This window comes from Microbacterium sorbitolivorans, assembly GCF_003327285.1.
In the GTDB taxonomy this organism is placed as follows: Bacteria; Actinomycetota; Actinomycetes; order Actinomycetales; family Microbacteriaceae; genus Microbacterium; species Microbacterium sorbitolivorans.
Window position 1 is genome coordinate 868,290 of record NZ_KZ848473.1, and the last position, 14,237, is coordinate 882,526.

The following is a 14,237-nucleotide window of genomic DNA, read 5'->3' on the forward strand; positions in this document are numbered from 1 at the left end:
ACTGAACGATGGTCCATATTCTGGACATCGTCTAATTCACCGTTGAGGGGATGTCATGCCTCTGTTCCGTCGCGCCCTGCCGACACTCGCGCTCGCTTCCGTTGCCCTGCTCGCCGCGGGCTGTTCCGCGTCGGATGGCGGCACCGATTCGAGCGCCTCGTCGGCGCCCACCCAGGCCACGGAGGGCGGCACGCTCGTCTACGCGACGGGTTACGGCGAACCGAGCTGCCTCGACCCGCACGTCGGCGGTTACTGGTCGCAGGCGCTGCTCGCGACGCAGGTGCTCGAGCCCCTCTTCGGCCGCTCGGCCGACGGCGAGATCGTGCCCTGGCTCGCCGAGTCGGGCACCGTCAGCGACGACGGCCTGAGCTGGGACATCGTGCTGAAGGACGGCATCACCTTCACCGACGGCACGCCGTTCAACGCGGAGGCCGTGAAGGTCAACATCGAGCACATGCAGGATCCGGAGACGGGTTCGTCGACCGGCCGGATCGCCGTCAAGGAGGTCGAGAGCGTCGACATCGACGACGACACGCACCTCACGCTCAACCTGTCGAGCCCGAAGTCGGCGCTGCTCGAGGTGCTGAGCCAGCACTGGGCCGCCATGGAGTCGCCCGCCGGCCTCGAGCGCGGCAAGGACGAGAACTGCCTCGCCCCCATCGGCACCGGCCCGTTCGTCTACGGCGAGTGGACGCCGCAGGAGTCGATCATGCTGACGCGCAACGACGACTACGTGACCACGGCGCCCGAGGCCGACCACGACGGCGCCGCCTACCTCGACGCGATCGAATGGCGCTTTATCCCCGACGCCGCGACCCGCCAGGCCGCGCTCGTCTCGGGCGAGGTGCAGATGGTCGACAGCCCGCTGCCGACCGACATCGTCTCGGCCGAGGCCCAGGGCATCACCCACATCAACGCGCCCCGCGCGGCCGCGTCGAACCGCGTCGAGCTCAACATGACGCAGGCGCCCTTCGACGACATCCGCGTGCGCGAGGCGTTCGTGCGCTCGGCCGACCCGACGCCCGGAATCGAGACCCTCTTCGCCGGCACCGCCGAGCGCTCCTACTCGGTGCTCTCGAGCGTCGAGCCCTTCGCCTACTCCGACGAGTCGCTCTTCACGACCGACGTCGACCGCGCGAACGAGCTGCTCGACGAGGCCGGCTGGGTCATGGGCGACGACGGCATCCGCGAGAAGGACGGCGAGAAGCTCACGGTGCGCTTCCCCGTCGCGAGCAACCAGTCGACGCAGGCCGAGCAGTCGCTGTTCGAGCAGATCCAGGCCAACACCGCCAAGGTAGGTTTCGACGTGCAGCTCAACGTGACCGACCTGTGGGGCTGGTACGGCAACCTCTTCGCGTTCGACTACGAGGCCGTCTCGGCGCCGTACACGACCGTTGGCCCCGACGTGCTGCGCATCACGTACCACTCCGATAGCCGCACGCCCGAGCCCTCCGGCTACTTCGCAAACCTCTCGGGCCTCAACGACCCCGAGGTCGACGAGCTGCTCGAGAAGGCGCTCGCGACGACCGACAACGACGAGCGCCGCGAGCTGTACACCGACGCGCAGAAGCTCATCCTCGCCTCGTACGCCGCCATGCCGATCTACGACGAGCAGAACCACTACCTGACGAAGGGCGTCGACGGCGTCGTGCCGATCGCGACGATCAACACGCCGACCCTCATCAACGCCTCCCTCACGCAGTGACCTCTCCCGCTGGCGTCGCACGATGGATCGCGGCGAAGATCGGATCCGCGATTCTCGTGGTCTGGCTCGTCGCGACCGTCGTGTTCTTCGCCATGCGGATGACCGGCGATCCCCTGCAGGCGGTGCTCGGCGGGCCTGGCTCGCAGGCCAGCGCCGAGGCCGTGCAGGCCGCCGTCACGCAGTACGGCTTCGATAAGCCGCTCTTCGTGCAATACCTGTTGCAGCTACGCGACATCGCGACGCTCGACTTTGGTGACTCGTTCGCGAAGCACCGCCCCGTCGCCGAGCTCATCGGCGAGCAGATCGGATCCACGACCCTGCTCGCCGTGCTCGCGCTCGCGGCCGCCTGGATCCTCGCACTCGTGGGCGCGCTGCTCCAGGCGGTCGTGCGGGGGCGCGCCGGACGCGTCGTGTCGGCCGTCGTGCGCGGCATGGAGATCGTCGCGAGCGTCGCGCCGCAGTTCTGGCTCGGCGCCGTCATGATCATGCTCTTCGCCTCCACCTTGCGGTGGCTGCCCGCGACGAGCGCGGGCAACGACCCGGCGTCGCTCGTCATGCCCGTCGTCACGCTCGCGGTGCCGATCGCGGGCTTCCTCTCGCAGGTCTCGCGCGACGCCCTCGACGACGCCGACGCGGCGCCATTCGCGACGACCGCCCGCGCGCGAGGCGCGGGCGAGCCGCGCGTGCTCATCCGGCACACGCTGCGCCACGCGATCCTGCCCGCGATCTCGCTCTCAGGTTGGGCGTTCGGTGGCCTGCTCTCCGGCGCGCTCGTCGTCGAGGTGCTCTTCGCCCGTCCCGGCCTCGGCCGGTTGTTGCAGGACGCGGCGCTCGGCCGCGACGTGCCCGTCATGGTCGGCGCCATCGTGATGGTCGCGCTGATCTACGTCGTCGTGATGATCGCGACCGACGCCCTCGAGCTCGTCGCGGATCCGCGGCTGAAGCGCCGCAGGCGTTCCTCCCCGATCGTGGCGGTGGGATCGTGAGGCGGCTCGGCCTGTCGGGCGCCGTCTCGCTCGCCGTCGTCGCGCTGATTCTCGTCGCGGTCGCGGCGCCGGGCCTCGTCGCGCCCGCGAGCCCCCTCGAGATCTCGCCCGTCGATGCGTTCCAGTCACCGAGCCTCTCGCACCTCTTCGGCACCGACGAGTCGGGCCGCGACGTGCTCTCCCGCGTGCTGCACGGCGCGCGGCTCTCGGCCGGAATCGGGCTCGCCGCGACGGGGATCGGCGTCGGCCTCGGCCTCGTGCTCGGCTTCTGCTCCGGCCTCGGGCCGCGCTTCCTCGACGCCGCGATCACCCGCGTCGTCGAGGTGCTCTACGCCCTGCCGACGCTCGTCATGGCGCTGCTGTTCGTTGCTGTGATCGGCCCCGGGCCCGGAAGCTCTATCCTCGCGATCGGCCTCGCAACGGCGCCCGGTTATGCCCGCATGGTGCGCTCGCGCGTGCGCCAGGTCTCCGGCAGCGACTTCGTCGCCTACGCGCGCCACGAGGGTGTCGGCCCCGTGCGTGTCTTCGCGCGGCACACCCTGCCCAATACCGTGTGGCCGCTCGCGGCGATGATCACCCTCGGCATCGGCCAGGCGATCGTGTGGGTCTCGGCGCTCAGCTTCCTCGGCCTCGGGGCCTCGCCGCCGAGCCCCGAGTGGGGATCCATGCTCAACGCCGGCCGCGTTTACCTCCTCAACGCCCCCTGGATGACGCTCTTCCCCGGTCTCGCGATCGTCGTCACCGCCACGGCCCTGACGGTGCTCGGGCGCCGCATGTCGAAGGGATCCGCCGCATGAGCGCGCTCCTGACCGTCTCGAACCTCAGCGTCGATCTGCCCGGCGCGGGCCGCGTCGTCGACGGCGTCTCGCTGGACGTGCGGCCCGGCGAGGTGCTCAGCATCGTCGGCGAATCGGGCGCCGGGAAGTCGGTGCTCGCGCGCTCACTCCTCGGGCTCACGCAGCGCGACGGCCGCGTCGCGGCCGACGCCCTCGAGTTCGACGGTCGCGACATGCGCCGGGCCGGCCAGCGCGCCTGGCGCGGGCTCCGCGGATCCGAAATCGGGCTCGTCCTGCAGGACGCGCTGCAGTCGCTCGACCCGCTACGCACCGTCTCGGCCGAGGTGGGCGAGACGCTGCAGATCCAGCGCGTGCCGCGGCGCGAGCGCCGGCCGCGCGTCGTCGAGGCGCTCGGCCGCGCGGGCCTGCCGGATGGATCCGCCCTGCTCCCCCGGCGCTCCGGCGAACTCTCCGGCGGCATGCGGCAGCGCGTGCTCATCGCCTCGGCGATCGTCGGCGGCGCGCGCCTCATCATCGCCGACGAGCCGACGACGGCGCTCGACGCGACCGTCGCGGCGCGGATCCTCGACCTCCTCCGCGAACTCGCCGCCGGCGGCGCCGCCGTGATCTTTATCACGCACGACCTCGCCGCCGTCCGTCGCACCGCCGACCGCGTCGCGGTCATGGAGGGCGGCCGCCTCATCGAGCAGGGCGATGCCGCCGCGGTGCTCGGGTCGCCGGCACACCCGACGACGCGCGCGCTGCTTGCCGCGATCCCGCACGGGGCGAAGCCCACGGCTCACTCCCCCGGCGACGCCCTCATCACCGCTCGCGGCCTCGTGCGCCGATACGCATCGACGACCGCCGTCGACGGAGCCGACGTCGACGTGCACGCGGGCGAGACGGTCGGCGTCGTCGGCGAATCCGGATCCGGAAAATCGACCCTCGCGCGGCTCCTTATTGGCGCCGAGCGCGCCGACGCAGGATCCGTCGAGCGCTCCGCGAACCGGGTTCGGCTCGTGCCGCAGGATCCGCTGGGCTCGTTCGACCCCCGGCACACCGTGCGGAAGATTCTCTCGCTCTCGCGCCGCGAGGGCGGGGCCACTCCCGAAGAGCTCATGGAACGCGTCGGGCTCGACGCGGGGCTCCTCGCGCGCCGGCCCGCCAGGCTCTCGGGCGGACAGCGCCAGCGCGTCGCGATCGCCCGCGCGCTCGCGGCTCGCCCCGACGTGCTCGTGTGCGACGAGCCCGTCTCCGCGCTCGACGTGACGACGCAGGCCGGCATCCTCGACCTGCTGCTCGATCTGCAGCGGCGCGACGGCCTCGCGATGGTGTTCATCTCGCACGACCTGGCCGTCGTGCGACAGGTCAGCGACCGCGTGCTCGTCATGAAGAACGGCCGCGTCGTCGAAACGGGCCCCACGGAGCGCGTCTACGCGGACCCGCAGGATCCGTTCACGCGCGAGCTCATCGCGGCGGGGTGATTACTTCTCGTTCGTCACCGACAGGACCACGCCCTGTGCGGAGATGTTGACGAAGAGCACGTCATCGTTTTCGTCGGCGTCGAAGGTGTACTCGAGCACCGCGAAGCCCTCCTCCGTGCCGTGTTCGTCGGCGAGGATCGTCATGCTCATCAGCTCCATGGAGCGGATGACGTCGACGGGGGCGTCGCCCGAGACGTCGATGAGGTAATCGTCGATGTCGTCGCCGTAGCGCTCGGTCATGTCGAGCACGTACTCGGTCACGTCGCTCGCCCTGTTGTCGACCTCGCGCAACATGAAGTCGCGCGCGCGACGATCGAGGATCTCGAGCCCCACGATCAGCGAGGCCGCCGAGTCGAGCGCCGCCTGGGTGATGTCTTCCTCGTCTGGCGCCGTCAGGTCGACCGTGACGCGCATGTCGCCGAGGTCGACGTTCTCGCTCCAGAAGATCGCGCCGTCGGGACCGGACTCGAGCAGTCCGAAGTAGTCGTGTTCGATCGCCATGCGTCTACTCAATCACGTGTGCCAGCCGAATGGGCCGAAAGAAATCGGATCAGCCGACGAGGCTGGCCGCGAACGCCGACGGGGTGAAGCCGGAGATGTCGCCGATGCCCTCGCCCTCGCCGATGAGCTTGACGGGGATGCCGGTGCGCTCCTGCACCGCCAGCACGAAACCGCCCTTCGCGGATCCGTCGAGCTTCGTGATCACGAGGCCCGTCACGCCGGCGTGCTCGAGGAAGGCCTCGGCCTGCATGACGCCGTTCTGGCCCGTCGTCGCGTCGAGCACGAGCAGCACCTCGCTGATGGGCGCCTGCTTTTCGATGACGCGGCGCACCTTCTCGAGTTCGTCCATGAGGCCGGCCTTCGTGTGCAGGCGGCCAGCGGTGTCGACGAGCACGATCTCGGTGCCGGTGCGCTTCGCGTACTCGATGGTCTGGTACGCGACCGAGGCCGGATCCTGCCCCTCGCGCTCGGGGCGCACGATCTGCGCGCCGCCGCGCTCGGCCCACGTCGCGAGCTGCTCGACGGCGGCCGCGCGGAACGTGTCGGCGGCGCCGACGACGATCGATCGGCCGTAGCGCTTCAGGAAGTTCGCGAACTTGCCGATCGTGGTCGTCTTGCCGACGCCGTTCACGCCCACGACGAGCACGACGGCGGGGCGCTCGGTGAGCTTCAGCGTCGAGTCGAACTTCGCGAAGCGGTCTTCGAGCGCCTCGACGAGCATGCGCTTGAGGTCCTTCGGATCCTCGGTCTGGAAGCGCGCGACCTTCTCGCGCATGTCCTCGATGAGGGCCTCGGCGATGTCGGGGCCGAAGTCGGCCGTGATGAGCGCCGTCTCAAGGTCGTCCCACGTGTTTTCGTCGATTGTTTCCTTGACGAACATGCCGCGGAGGGCACGACCGAGGGACCACTTTTCTGCCATGTCCCCAGTCTATCGGGCCGCCCGCCGCCTACTGGTCGAGCACGAATGCGTCGAAGCCCGGAATCGTGAAGCGTAGCTGGCCGCGGCCGGCCGGCTCGATGATTCCCTTGTAGATCAGCGAGCTACGCGCCATGCTGAGGTCAGTGCTCTCTACCCCGAGGCGCTCGGCGATCGCGGCGCGCGACACGAACTCTCCCTCGGCCTCGGCCATCGCGCGGAGGAAGGCCCGCTCGCTGGTCGTCGCGATGTTCCAGCGCGTCAGGAACATCGACCGCATCGACTCGGCCACCTGCGGCAGGCTCTGCTCAACGTGCTCGCGCCGAATCACATCGCCCATGCGGGGCCGCGCGACCTTCCACGTCTCGGCGCCGATGAGCTGCAGTGCCTGCGGGTAGCCGTCGGCGTTGTCGACGCCGAGCGCGACCGCTTCCGGATCCCACGTCACGCTCAGCGGGCGCGCCGCCTCCGTGAGTACGGCGGCCGACACGGCGCTGTCGAACTCGGTGAGGACGATCTCGCGGATCCGCTCGCCGAACGTCGCCGCCTGCGTGAGCGCGGTCTTCGTCTGCGGGAGCCCGGCGCCCAGGACCGCGAGCGGGTACCGCGCGCGGTCGCCGCTCATGTTCTGGATCACGTTGAGCAGGATCGCGGCGTCGAGCAGCGGCGCCTTCTCGGCGGCGCGCGAGCCCGAGGTGCGGGGCTCGAGCGGGGCGTGCAGCTCGTCGATGACGATGAGCAGGCCCGCCCCTCCCCGCTCGCGGATCGACGTCGACGCCTCGTGCAGGAAGTCCTCGACGGGGCCGAGCAGCGCGCCCGTCGGCGCCGGATCCTTGTGCGCCGTGGCGAGCTTCGCCTGCACCTTTGCGATTCCGACGCCGACCTCGAGCGTGAGCGCCTCGAGCTTCGCCTTGCGCCGCCCCTCTGCGCCCATGCCGGCCCGCCGCATCGAGCGCGAGACCTGGTCGATGACGTCGGTCATGAAGGCCTGGTGCTTGACGCCCGCGACCCAGGCCACGACGAAGCCCTCGCGCTCGGCGTTGGCGCTGACCTCGCGCAAGAGCGACGTCTTGCCGAGCCCGCGCGGACCCGTCACGATAGTGAGGGGCCCGCCCATATCGCCGAACGCGATCACCCGGGCGAGCGTGTCGCGCAGCTCCTCCCGCTCGCGCTCGCGGCCGATGAAGACGCGCGGCATGTCGCTCGGGGTGTACGGCGAAGGAAGCATGAGGAACCTTATCGTTCTTTACAATTGGCCGATTTATAAAGAACTATAAGGGTGCGGGCGTCGGGCCTCAACCCCTTTGTGACGCCGTCACCGTGAACGTCGCGTTGCGGCCGATCTGGCGCGTCTCGCCCACGAGCCGCTCGAGCTGCGGACGGTACCGCAGGTGGCTGTTCCACACGACCCACAGCTCGCCGCCCGGCCGCAGCACGCGCGCGGCGTCGGCGAAGAGCCGCGGGGCGATCTCGTCGGTCACGGCGTTCCCCGAGTGGAACGGCGGGTTCAGCAGCACGAGGTCGGCGGATCCGTCGGGCTGCGATCCGAGACCGTCGTCGCGCACGACGCTCACGCGCGCCTCGACGCCGTTCGCCGCCATCGTCTTCTCGGCCGACGCGGCCGCCGCGGCCGAGCGATCGGTCGCGATCACGCGCGCCTCGGGGTTCGCGAGCGCGTACGACGCCGAGATCGCTCCGGTGCCGCAGCCGAGGTCGATCGCCGCGGCCACGCTCGGGATCCGGTCGAGGAAGGTGAGCAGGAAGCGCGTGCCGACGTCGAGATCCGTGCCCGCGAACGCGGCGCCGTGCGCCACGAGGGCGAGCCCATCATGGTCGGCGCGGCGCGGCCACGGATCCCCCGCTCCGCGAACCGGCGAGGCCGCGTGCAGCGCGCGCGACTTGCCGACGCCGCGGCTCGCGCGCACGTCGCCGAAGTGCACCCGCAGCACGTCGTTCATCGACGGCGTCATGTGCTTGACGCGGCCGCCGAACACCATCCGCACCGCCGGATCCGCGTGATCGGCGACGACGCCCGCGATCTCGTCGAGCGCCCCGAGGCCGCGCGGGAGCTGCCCGATGACGAGCCCCGCGCCGCCCGCGAGCGAGGCGTCGAGGCCGTGCCACGTGACCCCCGCGAGGTCGATGCCGAGCTCGGCGGCGTTGTTCGCGAGCGCGCGCTCGCCCGTGATCGGATCCTGGTGCATCCGGATCCGCGTCTCGGGCGCCGCGGTCAGGATCGACAGGGCGAGCGCGCCGTAGCGATCGCCGACGATCGCGACCTCGCCCGGGATCTCGCCCGCCTCGGCGAGGATCAGTCGGTCGCTCTGATCGGCGGCGACGAGGTCGTGCGTCTCGACGTCGGGCCAGCGGCTCAGCCGATCGTGGATCGCGTCGTATGCGGCTTCGGGGGTCACGCGTTTTCTCCAATGCGCTGGCCGACGACCGCCGAGACGCCGTCCTGGCGCATCGAGACGCCGTAGAGCGCGTCGGCGATCTCCATCGTGCGCTTCTGGTGGGTAATGACGAGTAGCTGGCTGTTCTCGCGGAGCTTCTCGAAGACCCCGAGCAGGCGGCCGAGGTTCGCGTCGTCGAGCGCCGCCTCGACCTCGTCGAGGATGTAGAACGGGCTCGGCCGGGCCTTGAAGATCGCGGTGAGGAGCGCGACGGCCGCGAGGGATCGCTCGCCGCCCGAGAGCAGCGAGAGCCGCTCGATCTTCTTGCCCGCGGGCTTGACCGAGACCTCGATGCCCGTCGTCAGCATGTCGTCGGGGTTCGTCAGCGTGATCGAGCCCTCGCCACCCGGGAACAGGATCGGGAACATCTCGCCGAACGCCTCCTGCGTGTCTGCGAACGCGTCGGCGAAGATCGTCTGCATGCGCTCGTCGAGGTCGGCGATGATCGTCATGAGGTCCTTGCGGGTCTTCACGAGGTCATCGAGCTGCTCGACGAGGAACTTGTGGCGCTGCTCGAGCGCATCGAACTCCTCGAGCGCGAGCGGGTTGACGCGGCCCAGCTGGGCCAGTTGCTTCTCGGCGGCGCGGAGGCGGCGCTCCTGCGCGGGCCTCTCAAAGGTCTCGCCGTCGTCGAGGGGCACGCCGGGACCGTACTCGGCGACGAGGATCTCCTCGCCCATGCCGAGCTCCGACTGCACGCGCTCGAGCAGGCTCGTCAGGTGCAGCTTCTTCTCGTGGATCTGCAGCTCGAGGCCGTGCACGCTCTCGGTGATGCGGGCGAGCCGCTCGCGGATCCCCGACTCGCTTTCGCGGAGCTGGCGCAGCTCGCTCGAGACGGCGCCGCGCACGCGCTGGGCCTCGCCGAGCGCGTCGCGGGCCTCGGCGACGGAGCGCGAGACGGACCCGAGGAGCGCCGGGAGCTGGTCCGCGACGCCCTGCGCGATGTCGCGCTGGCGACGCCGCAGAACCGCGCGGCGGGCGGCGTGCTCCGCCGCCTCCTGCTCGCGCACGCGCTGGCGCTCGAGCCCGGCCGCGTGCGTCTTCGCGGCGCGCACGCGCTCCTTCGTCGTCTCGACCTCGAGCTTCGCGGCCATCTCGGCCTCGCGGGCGCGCTCGACGCCGGCCGCGAGCGGCTCGCGGGTCGACGCGTCGAGCACGGGGCGCGGATCCGCCTGCGCGTCCTCGAGGGCGCGGCGCGCCTCGGCGGCGCGGCGCTCGGAGTCGGCCACCGAATCGGCCGCCGACGCGACGCCCGCGGCGAGGCGCTCGCACTCGGCGATCGCCGACTCGTGGCGCACCGTGACGCGGTTGATCCGCTCGGCCTCCTGCGCGAGCTTGGCGTCGTGGTCACGGAGCGCCTGCAGTGCGTCCTTCTGCGCGGCGCGCGCCGCCTGGAGCGCGTCCTGCTTCTCGCGCCGCTCGCCGCCGAAGCCCTCGACCCGCGTGCGCAGCTCGGCGAGGCGGGCCGTCGCGTCGTCGCGCTCGGCCTGCAGGGCGAGGCGCGACTGACCGCCACCGGATCCGGCGCGGATGGTGCGGTGCGTGACGATCTCGCCCGAGAGCGTGACGATCGTCGCGTGATCCGGCACGGTGTCGAGCGCCGCGCGCGCGGCCGCGAGGTCGGGGGCAATCAGCACGGCTCCGAGCACGCCGAGCACGCCGTCCGGCGCCGTCACGACGTCGACGGCGCGCTCGAGGGATCCGGCGCTCAGCTCGCCCGCGGGCGGCGCGTCCGCGATCGCGACGTCGACGGATCCGTCGTCGCCCGTCGAGCCCGCGACGTCGAAGGCCGTGTCGCGGCCGTCGACGAGCACGCCGCTCGCGAGGGATCCGAGGGCGGCCTCGATCGCCGCCTCGTACCCCGCGCGCACCTGCACCGACTCGCTCACGAGCCCGCGGATCCCGTCGCCGCCGCGCGCGATGATCGCGCTGGCGGCGTTCTTGATGTCGAGCGCCGAGCTGAGTGCGCGCGCCTTCGCCTCGAGGGCGTCGGCCTCGCGCTCGGCATCTCGGTGGGCGCCGCGGACCTCTTCGAGGGCGCCCTCGGCGGAGCTCACCGCGGCCTGCGCCCGCTCGTATGCCTCTTGCAGGCGAGCGGCCGCCTCCTCGGAGACCTCGACGGCCTCGAGCTCGTCGAACGCCATCTGGGTCTCCGCGCGGCGCGCGTTCGCGGCGTCGAGGGCGGCCTGCTGGCGAACGACGCCCTCGCGCACGGCCGCGAGCGTCTGATCCGCGGCCTCGGACGCGCCCCGCAGGGTCGTGATCCGCATGTCGTACTCCGAGACGCGGGCGCTCTGCGCGGCGATCTCGGTGTCGGTCGCGTCGAGCGCGGCGCGGGCCCTCGCGAGCTCGCGGCTCGCGGCCGCGACGGCGTCGTCGGCCTCGCCGACCGCGTCGGTCAGCCGCACGACCTCCTCGTGGGCGGCATCGATGGCCTGCTGCGAGACGGTGACGTGGTGGCTATCGGCGTCGTCGTCGGATCCGAGCAGCGCAAGTCGCTGCGTCGCGAGCGTCGAGAGCCCGCGGATCCGCTCCTGCACCTGCTCGAGCGCGAAGAGCGTCTTCTGCGCCCCGTCGACCGCGCGGGCCGTCTGCTCGCGCTCGAGGTGCGAGATGCGGGCGCGGATCCCCGTCGCCTGTTCCTCGAGGGCGACGCGCTCGGTGTGGCGCTCCTGCTCGCCGCGGGCGTGGTCCGAGAGCTCGGTTCGCAGGCGCACGACGTCGTCGGCGAAGAGGCGCGACTTCGCGTCGCGCACCTCGTCCGCGATCGTCTGCGCCTGGCGCGCCACCTCGGCCTGGCGGCCGAGCGGCTTCAGCTGGCGGCGGAGCTCGCCCGCGAGGTCGTTGAGGCGCGCAAGGTTCTGCTCCATCGCCTCGAGCTTGCGCAGCGTCTTTTCCTTGCGGCGGCGGTGCTTGAGAATGCCCGCGGCCTCCTCGATGAAGCCGCGCCGTTCCTCCGGCGTCGCCCGCAGCACCGTATCGAGGCGCCCCTGCCCGACGATGACGTGCATCTCGCGCCCGAGGCCCGAGTCGCTCAGAAGCTCCTGCACGTCAAGAAGGCGGCAGGTCTCGCCGTTGATCGCGTACTCGCTCTGGCCGTTGCGGAACAGCGTGCGGCGGATCGAAACCTCGCTGTACTCGATCGGCAGCGCCCCGTCGGCGTTGTCGATCGTCAGCTGCACCTCAGCGCGGCCGAGCGGTCCGCGCGTGGCCGTGCCGGCGAAGATGACGTCCTCCATCTTGCCGCCGCGCAGGCTCTTCGCGCCCTGCTCGCCCATCACCCAGGCGAGGGCGTCGACGACGTTCGACTTCCCGGATCCGTTCGGGCCGACGATCGCCGTCACGCCCGGCTCGAGCGCGAAGGTCGTCGGCTTCGCGAACGACTTGAATCCCTTGAGGGTCAGGCTTTTGAGATGCATGCCTCCCCCTTCGTCCGTGCGCTGCCCGAGCGTGCTTTTTCGTGCGCCCATCCCGGTGCGCACGACTGATTCACCCTATTCGCCCGCACCTGAGGCCCCGCGGAAAGACGCGGGACACGCCGAAATCTGAGAAATACCTTGACGCGCGCGCCGGAACGTGCGTAGTGTTTTTCCCGCAGATAACCGTTCCGGGCCCAATCACCCGCAGAGCCGAGAGGAGGAGGCGAAGATGATTACTTTCACGAAGAACATCAGCGCTTCCGGCCCCGCTCAGCGAGATTCGCGCGGCAACGGAATCGCCCTCGCCGGCAACCGATAGAAGCGTTCCGCCTCTCGGTTTCCCCGGGCTTCCGCCCGTAGCGGCATTGCCGCGTCTTCTGAGCGATCCCTCCCTTCGGGATCCCCTTTTCCTCACCCTGCGGCCCGCGGCCCCCTCTCCGCGCACCGCTCCCCTGGCCGGCGACCGCCGGCAGGATCCGTCTTTCCTTTTTCGGAGACACACGTGAACATCACACTCACCTCCCACCCGCCGAGTACGACCGTGGCGCTGGACCTGCAAAACCGCACGCCCCGCACCGCGCTTGCCGACCGCATCGCGATGCGCATCGGCTTGGCGCTGCTCGTGTGGGGCACCCGCCCCGCGGCGCCCCTCGGCCCGGACGTATCGGGCTATCGCCCGCACCCGTCCGAGGCCGCCCGCCGCGAGATCGACCGGGCACTGGCCACGCACCAGCGCCCCTTCCCGCCCATCGCCCGCTGATGCCCTCGCACACCCACGGGGTCGCCCCCACCAACCGGGTCGCCCCTCACTCGGCCCACACCCACCGGGTCGCCCCTCACTCGGCCCACCCCTACTGGGTCGCCAAGAAACGTCGCCTCGCGGGGCGCTCAGGCGACGTTTTCTGGCGACCCTCGGAAGGAGTCGCATGAGCGTCACCATCGAGCCCCTCGTCGTGCCCGCGTCGGCCGACGACGAGTCGTGGCGCGCGTACGTCGCGCTGCTCAACCGCGCCTACGAGCGCGAATCCGGATCCGCGCTGTTGCCGTGGGACGCGGCCGTGATGCACTCCGAGTACGTCACGCGCACCCACCGCGTCATCGACGGCTTCGTCGCCCGCCGGGGCGGCGAACTCGTCGGCGCCGCGTCGCTCGAGTACGACCTCTCGACGGCGCGCGATGTGCAGCTCGCGGTGTCGACGGATCCGGCGGATCCGTCGCTGTTCGAGGCGCTCCTCGCGCACGCCGAGGGCGAGGCCCGCGCCCTCGGCCGCACCAACGCGCAGATCTACATCTCGTCGCCCGTCGACATCGACCAGCACGACGACGCCGAGATCCTCCGCCCGCCCTCGGGGTTCGGCGGCGTGCTACGCGCGGCGCCGCTCGTGCAGATCTTGCTCGGCCGCGGATACGCGCTCGGACAGGTCGAGCGGTGCAGCGTGTTCCGGCGCGGAACGGATCCGGCCAAGCTCGAGAGGCGACTCCATGCGGCGAGCGCGGTCGCCGGATCCGACTACGTACCCGTGTGGTGGTCGGGCCGCACCCCCGACGAGTACGTCGACGCGTATGCGTATGCCGTCTCGCGCATGTCGACCGACGTGCCCCACGGCGAGCTCTCGGTCGAGGAGCAGTCGTGGGACGCGGCGCGCGTTCGCGCGCGCGAGGCCCGGGTCGAGCCGACGGGCGAGCTGTGGGCGATCGCGGCGGTGGTGCACCGGCCGACGGGGCAGATCGTGGCGTTCAACGAGCTGGTCATCCCGCCGGATCGCACCGAGACGACGGCGAACTACGGCACGATCGCGCTCTCGAATCACCGCGGCCACCGCCTCGGCACCATCGTCAAGTGCCTGGGGCTCTTGCGCTGGCTCGACCTCGCGCCGTCGTCGCCGGCGGTCGTCACGTTCAACGCCGTCGAGAACCGCTACATGCTCGACGTCAACGAGGCCGTGGGCTTCACGCCCCTCTTCTGGGAGGGCACGTGGAGCAGGCAGCTCTAGCCC

The 14,237-nt window shown here is 71.2% G+C and carries 11 protein-coding genes; 6 read left to right on the top strand and 5 right to left on the bottom strand.

Annotated features, from left to right (window positions below):
- Nucleotides 1–55: 55 nt before the first annotated feature.
- From DTO57_RS04370 to DTO57_RS04385, 4 genes are read left to right on the top strand one after another with little or no spacing between them, the layout of a single operon-like run.
- Entirely contained in the window at nucleotides 56–1,705 is a 1,650-nt protein-coding gene (locus DTO57_RS04370; protein WP_114116958.1) for an ABC transporter substrate-binding protein, read from the top strand.
- Nucleotides 1,702–2,691, top strand: coding sequence for an ABC transporter permease (locus DTO57_RS04375; protein WP_229730561.1), 990 nt, complete (start codon nucleotides 1,702–1,704; stop codon nucleotides 2,689–2,691). The genes DTO57_RS04370 and DTO57_RS04375 overlap by 4 nt, the downstream gene beginning before the upstream one ends.
- Nucleotides 2,688–3,488, top strand: a complete 801-nt coding sequence (locus DTO57_RS04380; RefSeq protein ID WP_229730559.1) for an ABC transporter permease — start codon at nucleotides 2,688–2,690, stop codon at nucleotides 3,486–3,488. The genes DTO57_RS04375 and DTO57_RS04380 overlap by 4 nt, the downstream gene beginning before the upstream one ends.
- Nucleotides 3,485–4,951 (top strand): ATP-binding cassette domain-containing protein, encoded by a 1,467-nt coding sequence (locus DTO57_RS04385; protein WP_114116959.1) that lies wholly within the window; start codon nucleotides 3,485–3,487, stop codon nucleotides 4,949–4,951. The genes DTO57_RS04380 and DTO57_RS04385 overlap by 4 nt, the downstream gene beginning before the upstream one ends.
- Here DTO57_RS04385 and DTO57_RS04390 read toward each other — a convergent pair whose 3' ends face one another.
- The 5 genes from DTO57_RS04390 to smc form a co-directional block, all read right to left on the bottom strand.
- Complete coding sequence (locus DTO57_RS04390) at nucleotides 4,952–5,452, bottom strand: DUF2004 domain-containing protein (RefSeq protein WP_114116960.1); 501 nt, start codon at nucleotides 5,450–5,452, stop codon at nucleotides 4,952–4,954.
- A 49-nt stretch (nucleotides 5,453–5,501) separates the two neighbouring features.
- Entirely contained in the window at nucleotides 5,502–6,371 is an 870-nt protein-coding gene (ftsY, locus tag DTO57_RS04395) for a signal recognition particle-docking protein FtsY (protein ID WP_114116961.1), read from the bottom strand.
- A gap of 28 nt (nucleotides 6,372–6,399) precedes the next feature.
- The gene (locus tag DTO57_RS04400) at nucleotides 6,400–7,596 is read right to left on the bottom strand and encodes an ATP-binding protein (RefSeq protein ID WP_114116962.1); all 1,197 of its coding nucleotides are present in this window, start codon (nucleotides 7,594–7,596) and stop codon (nucleotides 6,400–6,402) included.
- 67 nt (nucleotides 7,597–7,663) lie between these two features.
- Nucleotides 7,664–8,782: a class I SAM-dependent methyltransferase gene (locus DTO57_RS04405; protein WP_114116963.1), complete on the bottom strand. Its 1,119-nt coding sequence runs from the start codon at nucleotides 8,780–8,782 to the stop codon at nucleotides 7,664–7,666.
- Nucleotides 8,779–12,240 (bottom strand): chromosome segregation protein SMC, encoded by a 3,462-nt coding sequence (gene smc, locus DTO57_RS04410; protein ID WP_114116964.1) that lies wholly within the window; start codon nucleotides 12,238–12,240, stop codon nucleotides 8,779–8,781. Before smc ends, DTO57_RS04405 begins: the two co-directional genes overlap by 4 nt.
- A gap of 502 nt (nucleotides 12,241–12,742) precedes the next feature.
- On the opposite strand from smc, the gene DTO57_RS04415 reads away from it, so the two are divergent.
- Entirely contained in the window at nucleotides 12,743–13,000 is a 258-nt protein-coding gene (locus tag DTO57_RS04415) for a hypothetical protein (RefSeq protein ID WP_114116965.1), read from the top strand.
- A 166-nt stretch (nucleotides 13,001–13,166) separates the two neighbouring features.
- The gene (locus DTO57_RS04420) at nucleotides 13,167–14,234 is read left to right on the top strand and encodes a GNAT family N-acetyltransferase (RefSeq protein WP_114116966.1); all 1,068 of its coding nucleotides are present in this window, start codon (nucleotides 13,167–13,169) and stop codon (nucleotides 14,232–14,234) included.
- Nucleotides 14,235–14,237 lie beyond the last annotated feature (3 nt).